5 protein-coding genes are annotated in these 16,071 nt (G+C 32.3%); all 5 read left to right on the forward strand.

Annotated elements, in window-relative coordinates:
- Nucleotides 1-2,017, forward strand: a 2,017-nt coding sequence (locus tag ERL59_RS20110) for an alpha/beta hydrolase-fold protein (RefSeq protein WP_160648024.1), incomplete at its 5' end; no start/stop codon positions are given.
- Nucleotides 2,018-2,171: 154 nt separating this feature from the next.
- Nucleotides 2,172-3,020 carry a CPBP family intramembrane glutamic endopeptidase gene (locus tag ERL59_RS20115; RefSeq protein WP_160648025.1) on the forward strand — a complete coding sequence of 283 codons (849 nt, stop codon included), beginning with the start codon at nt 2,172-2,174 and terminating at the stop codon, nt 3,018-3,020.
- A gap of 7 nt (nt 3,021-3,027) precedes the next feature.
- Nucleotides 3,028-3,882: a CPBP family intramembrane glutamic endopeptidase gene (locus ERL59_RS20120; RefSeq protein WP_160648026.1), complete on the forward strand. Its 855-nt coding sequence runs from the start codon at nt 3,028-3,030 to the stop codon at nt 3,880-3,882.
- A gap of 45 nt (nt 3,883-3,927) precedes the next feature.
- Nucleotides 3,928-7,455, forward strand: a complete 3,528-nt coding sequence (locus ERL59_RS20125) for a condensation domain-containing protein (protein WP_160648027.1) — start codon at nt 3,928-3,930, stop codon at nt 7,453-7,455.
- 24 nt (nt 7,456-7,479) lie between these two features.
- A partial coding sequence (locus tag ERL59_RS20130) for a non-ribosomal peptide synthetase (protein ID WP_160648028.1) occupies nt 7,480-16,071 on the forward strand: 8,592 nt, incomplete at its 3' end.

The following is a 16,071-nucleotide window of genomic DNA, read 5'->3' on the forward strand; positions in this document are numbered from 1 at the left end:
CCTTGATGAACGGCTGAACCCTGTACCTTTTAATACGGTTGGTGAAATGTATATATCAGGTGATGGGGTGGCCAGAGGATATTTAAACCGTGCTGATCTTACAAGTGAAAGGTTTATAAACAATCCGTTTGTAGAAGGCGAAAGGATGTATAAAACGGGGGATTTAGCTAAAAGGTTATCAGACGGCAACATCGAGTATTTGGGACGGATAGATAATCAATTAAATATCAGAGGGTTTCGTATAGAATTAGGGGAAATTGAAAATGAACTAGCTAAATATGAAGCAATACAAGATGTTGTTGTCACTACTAAACAAGATCGATCAGGGGATAAAATGTTATGTGCTTTTGTAGTAACAAATGATGAAATGAATAAGGTTGAGTTAAAAAAGCATTTATCTCAAAAATTACCATCTTATATGATTCCTTCCTATTTTATTCAGATAGATGAAATACCGCTAACTTCAAATGGGAAAATCAATCAACATCGTTTACCTGAACCGACTGGAATGCATTCTGGAATTCAGTACGTAACTCCAAGAAATGAATTAGAAAGTAAATTAGTTTCTCTATGGGAAAAAATCCTTGGTATAACTGGAATAGGTATTCAACATAACTTCTTTGAACTGGGTGGACATTCGTTAAAAGCGGTCTCTTTAGTAGCTAAACTTCAGAATGAAATAAAAGTACCAATGACCTTAAGAGATATTTATTCAAATCAAACGATTGAACAACTTTCAAAGCATATAGAAAACTTAATTGAATATAGTAGAGATCCTGAAACAGATATAAATATAGGAGTATCTACAGTAGAGGTAGAGGGCCGAAAATTGCAAATCTATTTACCAAAATCCTATGTTTCCACTAACAAAAGATATCCTGTAGTTTATATGAATGATGGACAGAGTGTTTTTGCAGATACAGTGGAATCAATCGGTTGGAAAGTAGATGAAACACTAAAGGTGTTAATTGAAAAGGGTTTTGTAGAAGAGATGATCGTTGTTGGGGTTTGTAACAGCGCCAAAGATCGTGCAAAGGAATATATTCCTTATGTTGACAACAGTCAAAATACGGATGGTTCGCAATCTAGAGCATATGGTGAATTTTTAATTAACACAATTATTCCATATATCGATGAGAAATATCGGACAATTCCAACTAGTGAAAATAGAGCTATTATAGGTGCATCATTAGGAGCAATCCACGCGTTGTGGTCAGCCTATAATTATCCTGAAACTTTTTCCATGGTAGGGGCACTTTCTCCTTCCTTCTGGGTTGGTGATCGTGCAATTTATAAGGATATAACAAACAAGCCAAAACCAGAAATTAAAATTTGGTTTGATATGGGGAATGTGGAAGAATCTTATGCTGCTCATTTCGTAGATTTATTAGAAAAACAGGGATTTACTTACGGAAAAGACATGTTTTATTTACTAGAAGAAGGCGCTATGCACAATGAATTAGCATGGGAAAAAAGAGTGGAAAATGCACTCATTTTATTCAAAGGAAAATCACCAAACATGGCCATGCAAATGGAAGTGAAGGTGAATGTAATAAAAGACTTCATAAATCATTATTTAATCCATCCGTACTTAGAGGAAGAAGGTATTGTAGAAATCAATCCAGTTATCGAAATGGATAATGGAATGAAATTTTCCGGCAGGCATCTAGTTAATTATAACGTGGTAAACAAAGATGATGGGTTTGTTGATTCAAAGGGATATATCCGTTTTAAAACAGGAAAAAATTTATTATTAGAAGTCTATTATGATGGCTTAAAAAGAGAAATTGAAGTGGATTTTGAGCAAATTCAGGAGAAGATTACAGAATTACTTTCTATAAATAAGAAAAGTGGAATGACAATATATAAAATCCATTTTTCTGACCATATTTCTAAGGAGCAAGCAGAAAAAATCATAAAAAAAATCACTCTATTTGGTTTAGCAGTAATTAAGGAAGTAACAGCTGATTATATGGTAATTGATTTAAATACGAAATCTATCAATCAATTGAAGTAATCATATTTAAAAGAAAAGAGATTAGTATAAATCCCCCACCTTGTGGTCAGTACGGATATTAATCACAGGTGGGAAGGGTTTAGCACGAGATTAATAAACTATTAGTTGAAAGAGGATTTATTGGACCTATCAAAATTAAAAAAGGAGTAGTTTAATGAAAAAATATGTGTTGATGATTATGAATCTGGCTATTTATATCGGTGCGACTTTCTTAGTTTTTGATAAATTAGGTAATTATTTATATTACAATTTCGAATGGTATTACTCTTTATTTGAGCAGAATATTCCACTTGAATTAGCTTTCTTATCATGTATCAATATGCTTGTATATTTATTAATCTTTTATGTAAAAAAGATCTTTTTGAAAGAAAGATACGAGAGCTTATGGTCAGTTTGTAACTTCTCAATGTTGACTAGAAAACAGATGACTTTATTCACATTCATCGGTTTGGCAGGAACTTTCTGGTTTATAAGTTTTATGAAAATATCATTTATTGGTGAAAAGTTTCCAGATTTAGAGGAATATATAGAGATATTCTCTACAGCAGATAACTTTTTTTATGTTTTTCTTGGTGTTGGAATTGCAGGTGTATTTATCGAAGAAATATTAGGTAGAGGATTGATTTTTAACGAATTGAAAAAAGTCATGTCACTTCCTACTGCTTTATTATTAAATGCTCTGATATATGGGTACCTTCAACCTAGCCCTATCATTATGTTTACTGGATTTATGCTAGGTATTTTGTATGGATTAGTTTATTTCAAAACGCAATCTCTTTGGTCATCCATTTGGATTGGAATCGTGCTTAATGTCTCTATGTTTACATTTAATGAATTAAATATAATTGATATGGCAGGGAGATTACCAGATTTAGTTTTAGTTCTGATCACCATATCTACTTTTCTATTTATTATATTTTCAGTCATTTTATTGTTTAAAAGTGACTCTCTATCAAATGATACATTAAACACCAAAAACAGCGATATTGGTTTGAAAGGATGAAGATAAAATGAAGAAGAAATTATTACTAAATGAAACAATAAAACAAGAAAAGGTGTTTGAATTAATTGGAATCTTGACAATATATATTGCAATTTATTTCGCTGTTGTAATTTCAGTGGCAACTTCCTTTTTTGAAACGTTTGAGTTACATAATCTAAATGCCTTTTTTAATTTTAATCAAGGAGCGATTTATTTAACAATACATGACCTAATTGCTCTACCTATTTATTTTTTAATGATTTATTTAATGCATAAAAAAAGTTTATTTAAGGTGAGTCAATTTGTAAAAACTAAAAATAAAACAATTGCCCTTTGTTTATTGTTAGGGATTAGCATGGGAACATGGGTAATGTCATTTCTACAAATTCCATTGATAAAGAATTCATATCCTCAATTTGATGAATTGTTTGATTTTTTGATTACTGGTAATGTGATTTTTATCATTTTATTTATTGCACTTCATTCTGTATATAAAGAAATATTTTTTAGAGGCATGGTTTTTAATCAATTACGTAGTGTATTGTCACTTCCACTAGCCATTTTTGTAAATGGTCTCATTTATGGTTATTTATTTTTTTACTGGGATATTATGTTGACTATTTATGGCATGTTGGGTGCTATTATTTTTAACTTAGTTTATATCTGGTATGAATCGATTTGGGCAACAATTGCAATCGAATTTAGTTTGTTCACCTCCTATTTTATTTTTAGAGAAATGAATTATGAATTTAGTTGGATCTCTATTAGTTTAAATGTAATAAGTTCAATTGTTTTGATAGGGACGATGTATATATTATGGAAACAAAGAAAAACCGTTATTGCGAAGAATCAGGTTAAAGGGGAAACAGTGCTTCACCTGTAAAATTTCAACAGAAATTAATGCTTCATTAAATAAGGAGGGACATATATGCTAGATTTAAACTTGTTAGATTGTGATAACGAGCAGGTGGAATTTGAAAAATTTTCCTCGAAAGATATAGCTATTATTGGTGTTTCTTCTTATCTACCAATGGCTAAGGATAAGTTGGAATTTTGGGAAAATTTATTGAATGGAAAGGATAGTATTCAATCTTTTCCTAAAAATAGAATGGAGGATATCTACCCTTTTTTACAAAAAAACAAACAATTGGAATCTACAATTGAATTTTATGAAGGGGCATATCTTCAACATATTGATAAATTTGATTTCGAATTTTTTGGTATATCTCCAAAAGAAGCAAGTTTAATGGATCCAAATCAAAGACTATTTCTGCAAACGGCTTGGAAAACATTAGAAGATTCAGGTTATGGAGGAGATAAATTGAAGGGAAGCAGGACTGGGGTATATTTAGGTTATAATGCTGATGCATTTGTTGATTATAAAAAAATAATTGCTGCTGTTGAACCAGACTCTATTTCTATGGCCATCCCTGGAAATTTATCATCCGTGATAGCTAGCAGAATATCATATTTACTAGATTTTAAAGGACCAGCTATGTGTATTGATACGGCATGTTCTTCTTCATTAGTTGCGTTACATGTTGCTTGTCATGCTATTTGGAATGGTGATTGTGATCAAGCTTTGATAGGAAGCGTAAATGTAAATATCCTCCCCTTTGATAAAAAATTCAAAATTGGCATAGAGTCTTTTGATGGAAGAGCACGAACGTTTGACCAGCAATCCGATGGTACCGGGGCTGGTGAGGGTTCGATTGCACTATTAATAAAACCATTAAGCCGAGCCGTACAAGATCGTGATCAAATCTATGCCTTGATTAAAGGAAGCGCAATGAACCAAGATGGAAGTTCAATTGGCATTACTGCCCCAAATGTACTAGCTCAGGAGGATGTCATTGTAAAAGCTCTACAAGATGCAGATGTCCATCCAGAAACGATAACGTATATTGAAGCGCATGGTACAGGTACTAAATTAGGAGATCCAATCGAAATAGATGGAATTACACGAGCTTTTCAAAGGTTTACAAATAAAAAGCAGTTTTGCGCGATAGGTTCAGTAAAAACAAATATAGGACATTTAGATAATGCAGCTGGAATTGCTGGATTATTAAAAACAATATTATCACTTCAACATTCAACCATTCCCCCTATGTTACATTTCCATGAAGCGAATGAAAAAATTGATTTTATATCGTCACCTGTTTATGTTAATAAAAAAACAAATAAATGGGAAAAGCAAGATCATCCTAGAAGAGCAGGTGTCAGTTCTTTTGGTATGAGTGGAACAAACTGTCATGTTATTTTAGAAGAAGCACCTCAGCGCATTATGACTACTGAGGAATTGCAAAGTGAATCATTTCATATTTTTACGATCTCAGCAAAAAGTAAATCTTCATTGTTGAATCTAATTGAGCAATACGTGAAATTTGTTGAAGCTGAACATGTTAACTATATAAATATTTATGATTTATGTTACACGGCTAATACAGGTCGAGGTCATTATTCCTATCGTATTGCAATGTTAATTGATAGTTTGGAAGATTTAAAGCAAAAATTATACGAGTTGTTAAATGGGCAATGGGCAAACTTAGAGAATCAAGATATTTATTATAATAATGTCACGAGTTTGATTGAAATTCAGGAAAATCAGTTAACTTCTTCATTAATACAAATGGAAAGGGAACAGATAGTACATATTTGTAAAGATTATATGCTAGGTAAAATTATAAATTGGGAATTGTTATATGAGAATGGTAACAAAGTAAGTTTGCCTACTTATTGTTTTGATCAGAGAAGATGTTGGTTGGAAGTTTCTAAATTTCATTTTAAAAAGTCTATCAATGCAAAAAAAGATGATAAGCAAGCAAAACAAATTAAATTGATAGGTAGAAAAACAAATGAATATACTAAGGTTGAAGAAATTGTTGCCGGGGCCTGGGGTGAGGTTCTAGGCTTTAAAGAACTTAAGTTGGATGTACCTTTTTATGAATTAGGAGGAGACTCAATATTAGCTTTAAACATAGTGAATCTAATCAGCCAACAAAGTAAGGTCACAGTTGGTGTATCTGAGTTGTTAAAATATGAAACAATACAAGAGTTAGCAGCGTATATTGAAAATTTAATAGAAGGTGAATTGTATGTAGAAAGATTAGTTCCAATTTCAGAGAATACTGTTGCTTTAACACCTTCTCAAAACAGGTTATATGTACTTTATAAAGTAGATCCACAAGATTTAAGCTATAATATGCCTATTTGCCTAGAAATAAATGGGATCCTAGAGTTTGATCGTCTTAAAGCTGCGATCAAACAAGTAATTAAAAGACATGGATCTTTGAGAACCACTATTGAATTTAAAAACAACGAAGCGTTTCAGACAGTACATCATCATTTAGAATCACATTTTGCTCATTTTAAAATACAAGATGAAGATATTGAAGAAGTAACGAAGTTATTTGTTCGTCCTTTTACCTTAAATAAGGGGCCTCTTATTAGATTAGGTATTGCATCAAACGATAAAGGGAAGCAATGGTTATTGTTGGACATGCATCATATTATTTCCGATGGAATATCTTATGGACTATTTATCAAAGAATTATTGCAAATATATAAAGGAGAAATATTACCAATTCCTCCTGTTCAATATAAGGATTATTCACTTTGGAAAAATGCTATGATATTTTCAGAAAAATATGCATTGGAGAAAAAGTATTGGTTAAATATGTTTTCAGGTGATATCCCCGTATTAAATCTTCCAACAGATTTTGATCGACCTTCATATAAAACAACAAAGGGTGATTTTTTTCAAATTGCATTAATTCCAGAATTAAAAAATAAAATTCATCAATTTGCTGTAAATAGTAATACGACACTCTATCATATCTTATTCAGCTGTTATCAAATTCTGATTTCTAAAATTACAGGTCAGCAAGATATTATTGTGGGAACACTTACTGAGGGAAGGTCACATCCTGAAGTACAGAACTTAATTGGTATGTTTGTAAACACGTTGGCCATTCGTTCTTTTCCAAAAAACACGATGACATTTACTCAATTTTTGTTAGAGACAAAACATAATTTATTGGAAGCATTTCAACATCAAAATTATCCTTTTGATGAACTTGTAAAAGAATTGAATTTAAGAGATACAAGTCGAAATCCTTTATTTGATACATTTTTTATTTTTCAAAACATTGCGTTTCCACTGTTGGAAAATGAAGAGTTTCAGTTCACGCCTCATTTTTTAGAAACAAAAACATCTAAATTTGATCTATCACTTCAGGCAATGGAGAATGAAAATTCCATTAACTTAAGGTTAGATTATTGTACAGATATATTTAAAGAAACAACAATTGCTAAATTTGCTAATTATTATGTTGAAATTTTAGAGGCATGTATGGAACAGCCTGATACAAAAATTAGAGAAATTAATTTGAAAAGTATCGAATCTATTATTGTGATAAATAGTGGAGAGGTTGAGGATTTTAGCTTTGATTTTTAACCTACTTTAGGAGGAGTGGTTTATATGAAAAATATAGATGAATTTACCAAAAACATTTTGCTCTCATCAGGACAATTTGATCAAGAGTTAGAATATTGGTTAAATCAATTGTCTGGTGAATTACCGATAAGTCGTTTTCCAATGGAAAGTATATCAAAAGTAAGGGAATATTCTAAGGAAATTCTTCATTTTCAACTTTCCGAAAAGGTTTGTAATAAAATAAAACATATTACTAAGGGCTCACAGTTAGGTATGTATACATTACTTCTCAGTGTATATAAACTTTTATTATATAAATATACAGGAAGTCAGGACCTTATTGTTGCGACTCCTATATTTGGAAGAAGATCTAGCACAGATAATTATTTAAATGATGTTCTTCTTATAAGAAGTCAAATGAAACCGACATTTACATTTAAGCAATGGCTTAATGAAGTAAAGAAGAAAGTAAGTGATGCTGCTCAAAATCAAAACTATGTTTTTTCTAGAATCACTGAAAAACTTGGACTAGAAATGAATGGAGATCAATCCATATTACAAACCATGTTTGTTATGAATCCCTTACAGAACAAACACAATATTATTCAGTATCAAAGTGATCTCATCTTTGAATTTGATATTCAAAATGATCAAATTAAATTAAATGTGGAATTTAATAATTCACTATACCATGAGAGAATGATCTTGCAAATAGCGAACCATTTAATTCACTCTTTAGCAAATGTTTTAAATCATCCTGATCAGAAAATATCTGAATTAGATATATTGTTGGAAGAGGAGAAAGATAAGCTGTTGGTGGACTTTAATGATACAGCCGTTGCATATCCAAAAGGTAAACCTATTCATAAACTGTTTGAAGAACAAGTAGAAAATATACCAAATCAAATAGCGGTGGTATTTGAAGAAAAAAGGTTGACTTATAAACAGTTAAATGAAAAATCCAATCAACTGGCAAGACGGCTTATCAGCAAGGGGATTGAAAATGAAAGTGTTGTAGCTATTATGGCACATCGCTCTATAGAGTTGATTATTAGTGTTCTTGCTGTTTGGAAGGCAGGGGCAGCTTATATACCTATTGATCCTGAGTATCCAGAAGAGAGAATTTTATACATGTTGGAAGATAGTCAGGCAGAACTATTGATTATAAATCGAGATTTATTAGATGAACTGCCATACTCTGGAGAAACGATTGATCTTGATGATAAAAACACATTCATAGGTAACTCATCTAATATAGATTCTAGGATCACAAATTCTGATCATTTGGCTTACATTATTTATACTTCTGGTACAACGGGAAATCCGAAGGGTGTTATGATCGAACATTCTAATTATTTGAATATGGTATATGCATGGAAACAAATGTATGATCTGGATAATATACCTATCAAATTACTTCAACTAGCAAGTTTTTCTTTTGATGTATTTGCAGGGGATTTAGCTAAAACACTTCCTCATGGAGGGGAGCTTGTTATATGTCCAAATGAAGTTAAGTTCGATTTACAAATGTTATATCAATATATAAAGAAATACGAAATTTCTATGTTTGAATCGACACCGGCCTTAATTTTTCCATTGTTGGATTATATTTACGATCAGGAATTATTTGCTAGCCATTTAAAATTGATAATATTAGGATCAGATAGTAGTTCAATAAGCAAATATAAAGAGTTACAGTTGAAATTTGGATCAACTATTCGGATAATGAATAGCTATGGAGTTACAGAGGCATGTATAGATGCTAGTTATTATGAAGGAAATAAAGAAGAAACAAGTTGGTTGGGAAATCTGCCTATTGGACGACCAATTCCTAATGTGAATTTGTATATTGTTAATTTGCAAAACCAACTTCAGCCTATAGGTGTTGCAGGGGAGTTGTGCATTGGGGGGGCAGGATTAGCAAGGGGATATTTAAACCAACCAGAATTAACTGAGGAAAAATTTTTAAAACATCCATATATCTTAGGGGAACGTTTATATAAAACGGGAGACCTAGCTAAATGGTTACCAGATGGAAATATTGAATTTTTAGGTCGTATGGATTATCAAGTGAACATCAAAGGATTTCGCATTGAATTAGGGGAGATTGAAAGTCAGCTATTGAAACATCCAGAAATTAAGGAAGCGGTAGTTACTGTAAAAGAAGATGCAATAGGGGACAAAACATTGTGTGCCTATATAGTCTGTGACAGAGAATTTAACACAACGGAATTAAGAGAATATATATCTCAATATTTACCAGAGTATATGATTCCATCCTTTTTTTTAAGGTTATCCAAGATGCCGTTAACTCCTAACGGAAAAATTGATAGAAAAGCATTACCTGAACCAGATGAATCACTCATTTCAGAAGCACAGTATGTTGCCCCAAGAAATGAAATGGAGAGTCGTTTTGTATCTATATGGGAAGAGATGCTTGGCAAAAAAGGTATCGGTGTTCAAGACAATTTTTTTGATCTTGGAGGTCATTCTTTAAAAGCAGTACAAATGATTTGGAAACTACAAAAGGAAATGGGGATCTCTGTCACCTTAAAAAATATTTTTATACATCAAACTATTGAGAAGTTAGTTAAAGAAGCTGAGCAATTTGATAAAAGAAAGTTTATTTCTATACCAAAAATAGAAGAGAATGAAGTTTATACTTTATCGTCATCACAAAAAAGATTATATGTATTACATCAAATAGAAAATGCCAGTGTCAGTTATAACATGCCATCGATATTGATTCTTAAAGGAGAATTCAACAGAGTACGATTTGAAGGAGCGATAGAAAGCCTTATCCGGCGTCATGAAAGTTTACGAACATCATTTGAATTGGTTAATGGTGAGCCAGTACAACGGATTCATAAGGAGATAAACGTTGAATGCAATGAGCAACATATAGAGAAACATGAATTGGATTCTTTTGTATCACAGTTTATTCAACCGTTTAATCTGTATCAAGCTCCACTGTTTCGAGTCAACCTCATGTATGTGGATAAACAAGAACATATTTTATTTTTTGATATGCATCATATTATTTCAGATGACATTTCAATGAATATTTTAATTCAAGATTTTGCACAACTTTATGAGGGAAAAGAGCTTCCTGAGCTAAGAATTCAATATAAAGATTTTGCCAAATGGCAAAATGGACAATCTGCTTCTACAGAGATGGAAAATCAGAAACAGTATTGGTTGGATCATTTTGCAGATGACATTCCAATATTAGAATTACCAACTGATTATACTCGACCTGTAATACAAAGCTTTGAAGGAAAAACGATTGAATTCCATTGGGATCAGACAGTTGTTGATAAGTTAAATAAACTCGCCAAAGAAACGAACACGACCTTGTATATGATTTTGTTAGCAGCTTATACTACTTTGTTGTTCAAATATACAGGACAAGAAGACATTATTGTTGGTTCTCCAGTAGCGGGAAGAAGACACTCAGATTTAGAGCCTATTATAGGGATGTTTGTGAATACAGTAGCAATGCGAAACAAACCTGAAGCTCACAAGCCACTAAGAACATTCTTAGAAGAAGTAAAGGAAAACACACTGAAAGCAATTGAAAATGAGAGTTATCCGTTAGAAGAATTGATTGAGAAGTTAGATATTCAAAGAGATACAAGCCGAAATCCTTTATTCAGTGTTATGTTTAATATGTTACATATGGAAAAAAAGGAACTAGAGCTGAAAAATTTAAACTTTATTACATATCCGATGGAAAGTAAAGTTTCAAAATTTGATTTAACGCTTACTGTGCAAGAAGATTCTGATAAGCTTTTTTTAAGCATGGAATATTGTACAAAATTATTTAAAAAAGAAACGATAGAGAGAATGATCAACCATCTAGGTTTATTGGTAGAACAAATGGTTGAACTAAGAGAAGTTACTCTTGGAGAGTTAAGTGTTTTATCTGAGGAAGAAAATCATCAACTGTTATTGGAATTCAATGATACAAAAGTGCTTTATCCAGAAGATAATACAATCCATCAATTGTTTGTACAACAGGTGGAAAAGACACCAGATCATATCGCAGTGGTGTTTGAAGATAAACAGTTTACATATCATGAGTTAAATGAGCGAGCTAATCAGTTAGCCTGGATCTTGAAGGAGAACGGTGTTTCCACTGAGAGATTAGTCGGAATTATGGTGAATCGTTCCTTAGAAATGATCATAAGTATTCTAGCGGTCCTTAAAGCAGGAGGTGCGTATGTACCAATTGATCCAACCTATCCAGAAGAGCGCATTCATTACATGTTAGATGACAGTGGGACGGAACTTCTACTCATGACTGAAGAATATAAGGATAAAGTCAATTTTGAAGGTACAATACTTAATCTTGACGATAAAGCTTTATATGCTAAAGATTCATCCAATCCTCCATGTATGACAAATACGGATCATCTAGCCTATGTGATTTATACTTCTGGATCAACTGGGAAGCCAAAAGGGGTCTGTGTAGAACATCAATCTCTTGTTAATTTAAGTAAATGGCACAAGGTAGAATTTCAAGTGACATCGGCAGATCGAAGTGCAAAATATGCTTCATATGCATTTGATGCTTCTGTATGGGAGTTGTTTCCATATTTGATCTCAGGTGCTACCGTATATATTATTCCAGAAGAAGTTCGTATGAATATGATGGAACTTAAACAATATTATCAGAAACATAACATTACAATGACCTGGTTACCACCACAAATGTATGAACAATTAATAGAGTTGGATCCTCCTGACCAATTACGAGTACTATTTACAGGATCGGATAAAGTTAAAAGTTATAAAAAAAATGGCTATCGTGTTTTCAATACTTATGGGCCAACTGAAAGCACAGTAATATGCACATATTATGAAATGAATGAAGCAACTAAGAATATCTCCATTGGTAAACCTTTAGCAAATACACAGATTTATATTTTAGACGTACTAGGGCAACTTCAACCTGTAGGTGTCCCAGGTGAGTTATGTGTAGCTGGAGCTGGTTTGGCCAGAGGATATTTAAACCAACCAGAATTAACAAAAGAAAAATTTGTGGATAACCCATTTGTTCCAGGAGAGCGAATGTATAAAACTGGAGATTTAGCTAGATGGTTGCCAGATGGAAACATTGAATATTTAGGCCGAATTGACCTGCAAGTCAAAGTAAGAGGTTACCGTATTGAGCCAGGTGAAATTGAAGTACGAATGTTAAAGTTGAATTCAGTTAAAGAAGTAGTAGTCACTGTAAGGAAGGATGAGAACGGCCATAACTATTTATGCGCATACATAGTATCAGATCAGGAACTAAGAGTTGGGTACGTTAGAGAATTTTTATCTAAAGAACTCCCTAATTATATGATTCCGTCCATTTTTATTCAGCTTGAAGCATTGCCATTAACTCCTAATGGAAAAATAGATCGAAAGAACCTGCCAGCCCCAGAAGGAAATTTGAACAATGGGACAGTTTATGCAGCGCCAAGAAATGAAAAAGAGAAGCACATGGTTTCCTTATGGAAAGAAGTTCTTGGTGTAGGAAAAATAGGCATACATGATAATTTCTTTGATCTTGGCGGACATTCGATAAAAGCGATGTATTTAGTAGCTAAGTTGCAACAAGAAATTCAAGTGTCAATTGCTTTAAAAGATATATTTGCTTATCCAAATATTGAGCAACTAGTAGAACATATAGAACAATTGGATGAAAATGAATTTCATTCTATTGCAAAAGTTGAGCAAAGAGATGTCTATCCTGCATCTTCACCACAAAAAAGATTGTATGTGTTACAGCAATTAGAAGGAGTTAATGCAAGTTACAATATGCCATTGGCGATGATGTTGAAAGGTGAATTAAATCTAGTAAAATTTGACGAAGCGATTAAAAAATTAATTGATCGTCATGAGAGTTTAAGAACCTCGTTTGAACTGTCAGAAGAAGAAGTCGTTCAGCGTATTCAAACAAAAGTCGATTTTGAAGTTTTTCTTCAGAAAGCTGAAAAATATGAAAAAATAGATAAAATGATTTCGGATTTTGTTCAACCCTTTGATCTAAGCTCGGCACCATTATTCAGGATGAAATTAATCCAAATGGATAAAGAAGAACATCTCTTCTTATTGGATATGCATCATATTATTTCTGACGGTACATCCATGAACATTCTGGTACATGATTTTGTCCAGTTTTATGAAGGGAAATCCCTTCCTGAGCTTAGGATACAATATAAAGATGTGGCAGTATGGCAACATGAACAAAATTCTACAGAGATCATGGAACAAAAAAAGCAGTATTGGTTAAATCAGTTTGCTGATGAAATACCTGTATTGGATTTACCTACAGATTTTGTAAGACCTAGTATGCAGAGTTTTGAAGGACATCAAATTAATTTTCGCTGGAATAATGATTTGACAAAGAAATTAAAAGAACTTGCTAAAGAAACAAATACAACACTTTATATGGTTCTGATGGCTGCTTACACTTTTTTATTATCTAAATATTCAAAACAGGAAGATATTATTGTGGGAACACCGGTTGCAGGAAGAAATCACACAGATGTAGAACCGATCGTGGGTATGTTTGTAAACACATTGGCTATTCGAAATTTTCCTGAAAGTAATAAAACATTTCATGACTTTTTATTAGAAGTGAAAGAGAATATATTGCAAGCAATTGAAAATGAGAGTTATCCATTAGAAGATTTGCTTGAAAACTTAAACTTACAACGAGATACGAGCCGAAATCCATTGTTCAGTGTTTTGTTTAATATGTTAAATGTAGAACAGAACGAAATAAATTTGAAAGATATAAGCCTTTACCCCTATTCGTTTGAGAACAAGGTTTCAAATTTTGATTTAACTTTAAATGTAGTTGAACAGGGTGGGGAATTATTGTTAAGCATAGAGTATTGTACGAAATTATTTAAAATAGAAACAATACAACGGTTGATTTTACATTTAAAGTATTCAGTACAGCAAATTATAAACCAACCTGGAATAAAACTAGAGGACATCGAACTATTATCTGAAGATGAAAAACAGCAAATAATAACAGAGTTCAACAATACTACAATAGACTATCCAAAAGAAAAAACGGTGATTGATTTATTTGAGGAGCAAGCAAGTTCTCATTCAACAGATATAGCTGTTATACATGGGGAAGCAAAAATAACATATGAAGAATTAAATAACAAAGTGAATAGATTAGCAAAGGTTCTAAAGAATCAGGGAGTAAAAGAAGAAACAATCGTTTGTTTATTGCTAGAACGCTCAATAGAAATGGTAGCAATGATAATGGCTATACAAAAAGCTGGAGGAGCATATTTACCTATTGACCGTAGCAATCCCAAAGAGAGAATTGAGTATGTGTTAAAAGATAGTCACAGTGATTATTTAATTACGGATTTTGAATATATGAAAGAGGTAGATATTCAATTCTCGGGCATGATACTAGATGTAACGGATTTGGAAGAACTAAATGAGGAAAAGAATAATTTGAGTGAAGTCAGTCCACATCATTTAGCATATATCATATACACTTCTGGAAGTACAGGTCAACCTAAAGGGGTAATGATTGAACATAAAAGTTTAACAAATCAAGTACTCGCTCTTTTGGAAGATTATGGTTATAACAAGTTCAAAAAACATATGTTATACAGTAAAGCTGCCTTTGATGTATCTGTTCAGCACATTTTTACAGCCTTATGTAGTGGAGCTGTTTTGCACTTAATGACAGAGGAAATGGATGCTAACTATGAGATGCTTTATCAGTATGTTCACGAAAATGAAATTGATTTTATAGATATGGTACCAGCTCAAATGGAAGCTATAGTAAATAGTTTAGAACAAAAAACAAAGAATCATCGACTTGTTTTAGGCGGAGAAGCCTTTCAATCATCACTTTATAAAAAAATCAGAAAGTATGTTAATGCAGAGGAAATTTTTAATATGTATGGTCCTACAGAAACGACAATTAATGCATTAATTTACCAATGTAAAGAAGATGAAAGCTATCCAATAATACCAATTGGAAAACCAATAAGAAACTATCAAGCTCTTATACTAGATGAAAAAAAGAAAATACTTCCAATCGGTGTGGTAGGAGAATTATATATAGGTGGAGATGGATTAGCGAGGGGTTATTTAAACAACAATCAATTAACAGATGAAAAATTTATAACTCATCCTTTTAAAGAAGATGAAAAAATATACAGAACTGGAGACTTAGTTAGATGGTTGCCAGACGGCAATATTGAATATGTAGGTCGGAAAGACCATCAAGTGAAAATTAGAGGGCATCGTATCGAATTAGGAGAAATTGAAAATCAGCTATTAAAACACCCAGAGATTTTTGAAGCTTTGGTCACTGTAAATACAGATGAAATTGGTGATAAAACGATATACGCTTATGTAGTTTGCAGGAGAGAATTTAATATTTTCGAGTTAAAGGAAGCTGCATTAAAATCTTTACCAGAGTATATGATTCCAACTTATTTTATACAGCTAGATCAAATGCCACTAACCTCTAATGGGAAAATTGATCGAAAAGCACTACTTGAGCTAGATGGAAAACAATCTAGAAATACGGGAACTATAGCTCCAAGAAATGAAAATGAAAGACACATGGTTTTCTTTTGGAAAGAAGTGTTGGGAATT

This window comes from Chengkuizengella marina (assembly GCF_009910845.1).
Lineage (GTDB): Bacteria > Bacillota > Bacilli > Paenibacillales > KCTC-33759 > Chengkuizengella > Chengkuizengella marina.

What these genes read in the sequence shown, in the direction of transcription:
- ERL59_RS20125 (WP_160648027.1), top strand. Translation starts at nt 3,928, where the DNA reads ATGCTAGATTTAAACTTGTTAGATTGTGATAACGAGCAGGTGGAATTT.
- ERL59_RS20120 (WP_160648026.1), top strand. Translation starts at nt 3,028, where the DNA reads ATGAAGAAGAAATTATTACTAAATGAAACAATAAAACAAGAAAAGGTG.
- ERL59_RS20115 (WP_160648025.1), top strand. Translation starts at nt 2,172, where the DNA reads ATGAAAAAATATGTGTTGATGATTATGAATCTGGCTATTTATATCGGT.